Source organism: Ornithinibacter sp. (genome assembly GCF_035443565.1).
Taxonomy (GTDB): domain Bacteria; phylum Actinomycetota; class Actinomycetes; order Actinomycetales; family Dermatophilaceae; genus Fodinibacter.
The window spans coordinates 1-3,777 of the sequence record NZ_DAORSO010000184.1 but is presented as its reverse complement, the minus strand read 5'-3'; the positions used below and the strand labels follow the sequence as shown (position 1 = coordinate 3,777).

Here is a 3,777-nt window from a genome sequence, read left to right as displayed (position 1 = left end):
CTCGACCCGTCGGTCTCGCGGCACGTCACGGAGCTGCGCGACCGCACCTCGTGAGGCGTCAGTTGTACATCTCAGCGGTTTACGCGATATTGTTGCGCCCATGAGTGACATCACCGTCAGCGACGCCCGGGCTCGACTTGCCGACGTCGTGGACGCCGCCCGCGTCCAGCACGATCCGGTCTACCTGACCCGACGTGGGCAGCGGGTCGCCGCCGTCATCGACGCTGACGACCTTGATCGCCTCATCGCTGCGGCGGAGGACCTCGCCGACCTGCAGGCGGCCAGGGATGCCCGCGACGAGATCGACAACGGGCAGCCCGCGATCCCCTGGGAGGACGTCAAGGCCGACCTCGGGCTGGCATGACGTATCGGGTCGAGGTCGCCGAGGCTGCAGTCCGATCGCTACGCAAGCGTGACCCCACGGCTCGACGCCGCGTGCAGGCAGCCATCGAGTTGCTCGCAGAGCAGCCGCGACCCAGCGGGGCCAGGAGACTCGTCGGCGGGGATGGCCTGATGCGCGTTCGCACGGGGGACTATCGCATCGTCTACGAGATCCACGACGACGTCCTGGTGGTCCTCGTGGTGGCGGTCGGTCATCGCAGGGAGATCTACCGACGCTTCTGAGCAGCCGGCTCGAGTCGGTTATGGGGCGGGGCGGTCGAGGTGTGTCTGGAGCTCGGCGCGGGCTCGGCTCGCTGACTCGACGGCCGCACGCTCGGCCCGGGTCGCAGACACCTGGGCGCGCCGAGCGGCGTCCTCGGCCTCACTGCTCGCTGCCACCTGCTCCTCGAGGTCCGCGAGACGTCGACGGACCTCGGCGAGCTGCGACTCGAGGTCTTCTCGCCGGCGCCCGGCCGCCACCGCCTGCCGGCGGGCCTCCTCCGACGCCTCCCGAGCCTCACGCAGGTCCGCCTCAGCCGCCTCGACGGCACGCCGGGCGTCCGCGAGGGCGCGCGCGGCGCGGGCCCCCGCCGCGGCATCCGAGGCGGTGGTTCTTGCCGTGGGCGTCCCCGTCGGTGCCGTCCCCGCCACCGTGCTGGCACGCCCACCCAGGGCCACCACCCGCGAGAGGTCCACCGGCTCGAGACCGTTCGAGCTGAAGGTGTCGGTGAGCCGGCCGGTCGCGAGGGCGGCACCGGCATCCGGGTCCACCATCGCGGAGCGCAACGTCTCCTCGACGTCCGCGGCCACCTGGGCAGAGACCTTCCGGCCGGCAGACACCCCGATCGCCACGGCCTGCTGGGCAACGGCCCGGGTCAGCAGCCGTCGCTGGGCATCCAGGGTGCGCAGGTCGTCAGCTCCGAGCGTGCCCTGCGCGGCCCGGAGGCGGATGCCGAGCTCGAGGACCTCCTCGACCTCACCGCGGCGCTGGCGCACCAGCTGGTTGAGCAGCCACGCGCCCGCCGTCGGCTTGCGCAGGCCTTGGACGGCGGCGGCCAGCTCGCGGTCTCCGTCGCTCGTGGCCGCCTTGGCACGGGCGTTGCGGGCGGCGGTGAAGTCCTCGGGAGCCAGGGCGTACAGCTCGTCGGCGACGTCCTCGATGCCCATCAGGCGATCGTGCCACGGGACGCTGCCACCAGCAGCCCGTGACCGCGCAGTCGACGGGGGAGGCATCCAGGTGCTCGAATGGGCCGATGGACGCGACGGCTCTGGCGCAGCGGTTCTCGCTCGGCGGCCCGGCGATCCTGTCCGACGGCCCCGTCGCCCGCGGCAAGCAGGGTGTCGTCTGGCGGCTGGACACCGCTGAGGGGAGGTGGGCGGTCAAGGTGCCCTTCGTGTCGTCGACGGAGGAGGAGGTGGCTGCCGCGACGGCGTTCCACGAAGCAGCACACGCGGCCGGCGTCCCGACCCCCGAGGTGAGACGCACCGAGGACGGGTCGGTCTTCGCGCCCTTCAACGGCGGTCAGGCCCGGCTCTACGAGTGGGTCGACCTGCGCCCGCCCGACCGTCTCCTGGATCCCGCTCTGGTCGGCGCCGTCGTGGCGGCCATGCACCGCGTCCCGATGCCCGACACCGACCTGGGCTCGCTGGACCCGTTCTTCTGCGAACCCGTCGGTGCCGAGCGTTGGGACCAGGTGGTCGACCAGCTGACGCAGGAGGGCGCACCGTTCGCGAGCGGACTGGCCCACCTGCGGGATGAGCTGGTGGCGCTGGAGTCCTGGATCGAGCCGCCCGAGCGGCTGATCACCTGCCATCGCGACCTGTGGTCGGACAACGTCCTCGGGACCGCGGACGGGGGAGTGTGCGTCATCGACTGGGAGGAGAGCGGCCCGGCGGACCCGAGCCAGGAGCTCGGTTACGTGCTCTTCGACTTCGCGTGCGGAGACCCCCGTCGGGCCCGCGCCCTCGTCACCGCCTATCGGGATGCCGGGGGGCCCGGAACCGTGAGTCGTCGTGGGCACTTCTCGATGCTCATCGCGCAGCTCGGGCACATCACCGAGCTGGCCGCCAAGGACTGGCTGACGCCCAACCTCCGCTCCCCGCAGCGCGCCGACGCCGCCGAGTGGATCAGCGAGGTCCTGGACGACCCGCACACCCGCGAGGTGCTCGACGCCCTCCTGGCGGCTGTCGACAGCCGCCAGTGACCGGGGCCCGCGACCTACGCCTTGGACGCCTTCGGTGCTTTGGGCTTCTTGGGCGGCTTCGCAAGCGCCCGCTCCACCGCCGGGCCCACCCACTCGGCGATGGCGGCTGAGTCGGTCAGGTCTGCCGACGAGACCAGCACCATGCCGCCCATGGTGCGCTCACCCATCATCGCGGGCCGGGCGCCGTGCCCGAGGGCGCCTGTGACCCCGTCCGTTCCCACGTGGACCATCAGGTCGTCACCGGCAGCCCCGACGGCCATGTGGGTGTTCACGGTCCAGCACAGGCCGCCGAACATCCTGATCTCGCGGTATCCCGCGGCGCCGGCCGCAGCCTCGACCGCGGCTCCGATCCGGTCGGCCAGTGCCTCGTCGTACGCCACGGGCGCCTCCCATCGATCACTGCGAGCGTAGCGTCGGCAGCCGCGTGAGCTCTGCGCGCCGCTTGATCCCGTGCAGCATCCGGCGCTCCATGACGAAGCCGATCGGCTCGACGAGGTGCCACATGAGACTGGGCCCCAGCGACGGTGGATACGCCAGGCGTTGGCGGGTGACCAGTCGCGTTCCCCGCGCGTCCGGGTTCGGACGCAGCTGCCACTGCCAGGTCGCGATGCCGGTGGGGGAGTCGACAGCCGCGGCCGCGTGTGGCGGGCGCGGGTCGGCTCCGACGAGCACCAGGGAGTCGGGGGCGGACACCCGGTCGACCCGGAAGCACGGGTAGCCCACCGGGCCGAGCCGGATCAGGTCCCCCGCCGCCAGCTGCTGGAAGTCGGGCAGCACCCGGTCGGCGCTGTGGATGTCGCACCCGACGAGGTTCTCGAGCCCGTCGTAGCTGTAGAGCCCGCCGCGTCCCTGACCCATCTGCACCAGCCACGGCCAGACGTCCTCCGGTGGTGCGTCGATCGTGATGGCCCGTGTGTATCCGAGCTGAGGGTCCGGCACGAGCTCGTCGCCCGGCATGGCAGCCGCGACTTCAGCATCGGTCGCGCCCCACCGGTTGTAGCGACCCCTACCGAGCGGGGCCGTCAGCGTCGTCGCGAGCACCTGGGCGCCCCCGACGATGACGTCCGTGGCCGCGGTGAATCTCATGGTCCTCCTGCGGATCTGCGGGTCGACGCCAGCCGCTCGCCGCGAAGGCGCCCCCAGAATTCTCCTCCGGCGAGGCGCCTCCCGGCCAGGCCTGTGGCTCGGTTCA

General features: G+C 72.3%; 6 protein-coding genes. 3 read left to right on the top strand and 3 right to left on the bottom strand.

What is annotated here, in order from left to right:
- Positions 1-100: 100 nt before the first annotated feature.
- Together PLL68_RS13015 and PLL68_RS13010 are read left to right on the top strand one after the other, a co-directional pair.
- Complete coding sequence (locus PLL68_RS13015) at positions 101-364, top strand: type II toxin-antitoxin system Phd/YefM family antitoxin (RefSeq protein ID WP_324534742.1); 264 nt, start codon at positions 101-103, stop codon at positions 362-364.
- On the top strand, positions 361-624 hold the full coding sequence (locus PLL68_RS13010; protein ID WP_324534740.1) for a type II toxin-antitoxin system RelE family toxin: 264 nt from the start codon (positions 361-363) through the stop codon (positions 622-624). Before PLL68_RS13015 ends, PLL68_RS13010 begins: the two co-directional genes overlap by 4 nt.
- 18 nt (positions 625-642) lie before the next feature.
- Here PLL68_RS13010 and PLL68_RS13005 read toward each other — a convergent pair whose 3' ends face one another.
- The gene (locus tag PLL68_RS13005) at positions 643-1,548 is read right to left on the bottom strand and encodes a coiled-coil domain-containing protein (RefSeq protein WP_324534738.1); all 906 of its coding nucleotides are present in this window, start codon (positions 1,546-1,548) and stop codon (positions 643-645) included.
- 86 nt (positions 1,549-1,634) lie between these two features.
- Between PLL68_RS13005 and PLL68_RS13000 the strand changes: the two genes are divergently transcribed.
- Positions 1,635-2,585, top strand: coding sequence for a phosphotransferase enzyme family protein (locus tag PLL68_RS13000; RefSeq protein WP_324534736.1), 951 nt, complete (start codon positions 1,635-1,637; stop codon positions 2,583-2,585).
- A 14-nt stretch (positions 2,586-2,599) separates the two neighbouring features.
- Here PLL68_RS13000 and PLL68_RS12995 read toward each other — a convergent pair whose 3' ends face one another.
- Positions 2,600-2,965 (bottom strand): TfoX/Sxy family protein, encoded by a 366-nt coding sequence (locus PLL68_RS12995; RefSeq protein ID WP_324534734.1) that lies wholly within the window; start codon positions 2,963-2,965, stop codon positions 2,600-2,602.
- Between the two features lie 16 nt (positions 2,966-2,981).
- Positions 2,982-3,671, bottom strand: a complete 690-nt coding sequence (locus PLL68_RS12990; RefSeq protein WP_324534732.1) for an SRPBCC family protein — start codon at positions 3,669-3,671, stop codon at positions 2,982-2,984.
- Positions 3,672-3,777 lie beyond the last annotated feature (106 nt).

What these genes read in the sequence shown, in the direction of transcription:
- PLL68_RS13015 (WP_324534742.1), top strand. Translation starts at nt 101, where the DNA reads ATGAGTGACATCACCGTCAGCGACGCCCGGGCTCGACTTGCCGACGTC.
- PLL68_RS13010 (WP_324534740.1), top strand. Translation starts at nt 361, where the DNA reads ATGACGTATCGGGTCGAGGTCGCCGAGGCTGCAGTCCGATCGCTACGC.
- PLL68_RS13005 (WP_324534738.1), bottom strand. Translation starts at nt 1,548, where the DNA reads ATGGGCATCGAGGACGTCGCCGACGAGCTGTACGCCCTGGCTCCCGAG.
- PLL68_RS13000 (WP_324534736.1), top strand. Translation starts at nt 1,635, where the DNA reads ATGGACGCGACGGCTCTGGCGCAGCGGTTCTCGCTCGGCGGCCCGGCG.
- PLL68_RS12990 (WP_324534732.1), bottom strand. Translation starts at nt 3,671, where the DNA reads ATGAGATTCACCGCGGCCACGGACGTCATCGTCGGGGGCGCCCAGGTG.